The organism is Mesorhizobium sp. M1E.F.Ca.ET.063.01.1.1 (assembly GCF_003998155.1).
Lineage (GTDB): Bacteria > Pseudomonadota > Alphaproteobacteria > Rhizobiales > Rhizobiaceae > Mesorhizobium.
The window spans coordinates 1-2,755 of the sequence record NZ_RZSC01000753.1; the positions used below are offsets into that span (position 1 = coordinate 1).

A 2,755-nucleotide genomic window follows, 5' to 3' on the forward strand; every position below is an offset into this window, starting at 1 on the left:
CAGATGCTCAGCGTCGGCAGCGCGACATTGGCGATGCTGGTGCTGAGCGAGGACAAGAGCATGGCCAGCGACAGGCTGGCCAGCGCGCCGGTCGTCGAGCGGCTTGCCGGTACGGCGGCTGTATCGGCGATGTCGGTCATGGTTCTTCTCCGGCTCAGGTGAAACTTGCCGGGAAGATAAGCGCGCGGCTGATATGGCGGAACACGCAGCATTTGCACTTGAACAGTGCATGAAACGCCATGTCATGGCGCTGCAAGCGTGCTAAGGTCGCGCCATGTCGCGACCCGATCTCAACCTGCTCGTCACGCTGGATGTGCTGCTTGCCGAAGGCAGCGTTGCCAAGGCGGCACGGCGGCTGAAGCTCAGCCCCTCGGCCATGAGCCGCGCCTTGGCAAGGCTGCGCGAGGCGACCGGCGATCCGCTTTTGGTGCGCGCCGGGCGCGGCCTGGTGCCGACGCCGCGCGCCATCGAGCTCGGCGCCGAGGTCGGCCGGCTGGTGAGGGACGCGGAGGCCGTACTGCGTCCGGCAGAACGGCTCGACCTCAAGCGGCTGGTCCGCAGCTTCACGCTGCGCAACAGCGACGGTTTCGTCGAGAATTTCGGCCCTGCCCTTTTAGCGCGCGTCGCGGAGGAAGCGCCGGGGGTGCAGCTCCGTTTCGTGCCGAAACCAGACAAGGACAGCGCGCCGATGCGCGAGGGCAGCGTCGACCTCGAAACCGGCGTGGTCGGCGGCTCGACCGGGCCGGAGGTGCGGGCGCAGGCGCTGTTCCGCGACCGCTTCGTCGGCGTCGTGCGGCCGGGTCATTCGTTGAGCGAAGGCGGGATCACCGCTGCCCGCTTCGCCGCCGGACGCCACATCCTGATCTCGCGCCGCGGCCTCGATCGCGGGCCGGTCGATGACGCGCTGGAACTCGCGGGGCTGGCGCGGACGATCACGACCGTGGTCGGCGGCTTTGCCGAAGCGCTGGCGCTCGCCCGCGGCTCCGACCTCATCGCCACGGTGCCCGAGCGCTACACCGGCAAGCTCCGCGAAGGCCTGTTCACCTTCGCGCTGCCGATGCGGCTCGCCGGGCTCACCATCTCGCTGCTATGGCACCCGCGCGTCGACGCCGACCCGGCGCATCGCTGGCTGCGGGGGATCGTGCGCGAAGTGTGCGGGGAACAGAAGCTGCCAATCTCCTCCATGGGATGAGATCAGCTATCGCGACCACTTTCGCAATCGCCATCAAGCCAGCCTGCGAACGCCGCCACACTTGCATTGCAGGTCGCATTCCGCCTCATTAGCTTAAGCTAAATAATGTTATCTATTTGCTTGCCGAACAAACGGGCGCATGCCTTGGAACCCGCGCACCGCCGTCGCGGCGTTACCAAGCCCGTTTGGACCGGCCGGAGGCCGTTTGAGCGATTTCAGAAAGTTCGCCTGCCCTCAATGCCAGGGGGCAGGCAAGGTGTTCCAATGCGACAAGTGGGTCGCCTCCAACGGCACCTGCTGCCCGGCAGCCGGCAGCCGCCGCGACAATTGCCCCGGCCAGAGGCTGACCTGCCAGAACTGCAACGGGACCGGCCTGCGCGGCTACAGCGTGCCAGTCAGTCAGGAATAGCCAAGCCTTTGACGATCGCCGAGGGCTGACGTCCCTCAGGCGCTGGCGCCGCCCATCAGCGCGGCGATCAGCGTTGCCAGGAAAATGAGCAACCCAAGCGCCATACGATCCAGCCACGTTTTGCGCCTGGCGAGAATCTCGAGCAACCGATCGGTCATCGCACCCTCCCGCTCGCATCGTATATCATACCACACCGGCGTCAGGGCACCATGAAGCTGTTCACAGAGGTGCCTGATCTCTCCTCTCCAGGCAACGGCTTCCGTCTGCCGTGCCGACCGCTCCCTCAACCCCTCGAGAGGGAGATTTGGCCGTTCAAAGAGCGATATCTGGCGCCAATGTTGCGTTGCGGAAATGCCCCCAAAAAAAGTCAGGTTGAGAACCGAGCCTCGAAAACAGGTCAGCCGGCGAAAAACGAACCTATTCAAGCGGATAGGCACACAAGCCGCAGCCGGCTCGCGGGATGGCCAAAAAGCCCGGAAATCCGCCATTTTCCGGGCCTGCGGCAACCGCATGGCGTGATCGCGGGGGACCAATTTCGGCCCTGCACAATGCGGAAAACGCCTCGCGCCGGGCTCCTCCCCCGGCGTTGACAGCAGGCCCGGCCAGTGGCACTCCGCAGTCACTGGTCACGCCATGACCGTTGCTGTTGGGGACGGACGGGGTTTCAGCAGCTTGGCGGCGGCGCCGGACGGGCGGGCACTATGCAGTGTACCGCCCGCTCCTGGCCGGAAGCGGCGCGAGGTTTCCGCGCGAGGGTCCGAAAACGTTCGTCAGATCGCTATGGACGCGCCGTTGGCGGCCGTGACGGCGGAGAGCTTTCCGCGCTTGTCAAGCGTCGGCTTGCTGTATGCTTTCTTCATCGAGATTCCCCCTGAACACGATCCGCGCAAAATGAGCGCCGCGGGGGGCGATTGTCAAGTTTGGACAGTCGGCAGCCGGGGCGGATCTCAGAACGTGAATCCGGACGACGGCGCGGCGGCGGTCACGGCCGAAAGCCTGCCGCGCTTTTGCAGCCTGGGCTTCTCGTAGGTCTTCTTCATCGTCCGTTCCTGCACGGGTCAACGACCGGCGCAGGTGAGCGCGATGCGGCCGCACTGTCAAGCACGCCCTTAGCCCGCATGCTGCAGCCAGTGGCGGTCGAACACTTCGATGAT

General features: G+C 65.6%; 4 protein-coding genes. 3 read left to right on the forward strand and 1 reads right to left on the reverse strand.

Translation table 11 applies throughout. The annotated features are described in order from the left end of the window. Positions 1 to 274 precede the first annotated feature (274 nt). Positions 275 to 1,192, forward strand: a complete 918-nt coding sequence (locus tag EOA29_RS31730) for a LysR family transcriptional regulator (protein WP_126094610.1) — start codon at positions 275 to 277, stop codon at positions 1,190 to 1,192. A 205-nt stretch (positions 1,193 to 1,397) separates the two neighbouring features. Then, the gene (locus EOA29_RS31735) at positions 1,398 to 1,601 is read left to right on the forward strand and encodes a hypothetical protein (RefSeq protein WP_126094611.1); all 204 of its coding nucleotides are present in this window, start codon (positions 1,398 to 1,400) and stop codon (positions 1,599 to 1,601) included. 35 nt (positions 1,602 to 1,636) lie between these two features. On the opposite strand, the gene EOA29_RS43900 is transcribed toward EOA29_RS31735, so the two are convergent. Next, positions 1,637 to 1,759, reverse strand: coding sequence for a hypothetical protein (locus EOA29_RS43900; RefSeq protein ID WP_281059631.1), 123 nt, complete (start codon positions 1,757 to 1,759; stop codon positions 1,637 to 1,639). 634 nt (positions 1,760 to 2,393) lie between these two features. Here EOA29_RS43900 and EOA29_RS44100 point away from each other — a divergent pair. Continuing rightward, complete coding sequence (locus EOA29_RS44100; protein ID WP_189479046.1) at positions 2,394 to 2,630, forward strand: hypothetical protein; 237 nt, start codon at positions 2,394 to 2,396, stop codon at positions 2,628 to 2,630. Positions 2,631 to 2,755: the final 125 nt, after the last annotated feature.

Excerpts from the sequence above, each read along its gene's own strand:
- EOA29_RS43900 (WP_281059631.1), bottom strand. The coding sequence starts at position 1,759 with ATGACCGATCGGTTGCTCGAGATTCTCGCCAGGCGCAAAACGTGGCTG.
- EOA29_RS31730 (WP_126094610.1), top strand. The coding sequence starts at position 275 with ATGTCGCGACCCGATCTCAACCTGCTCGTCACGCTGGATGTGCTGCTT.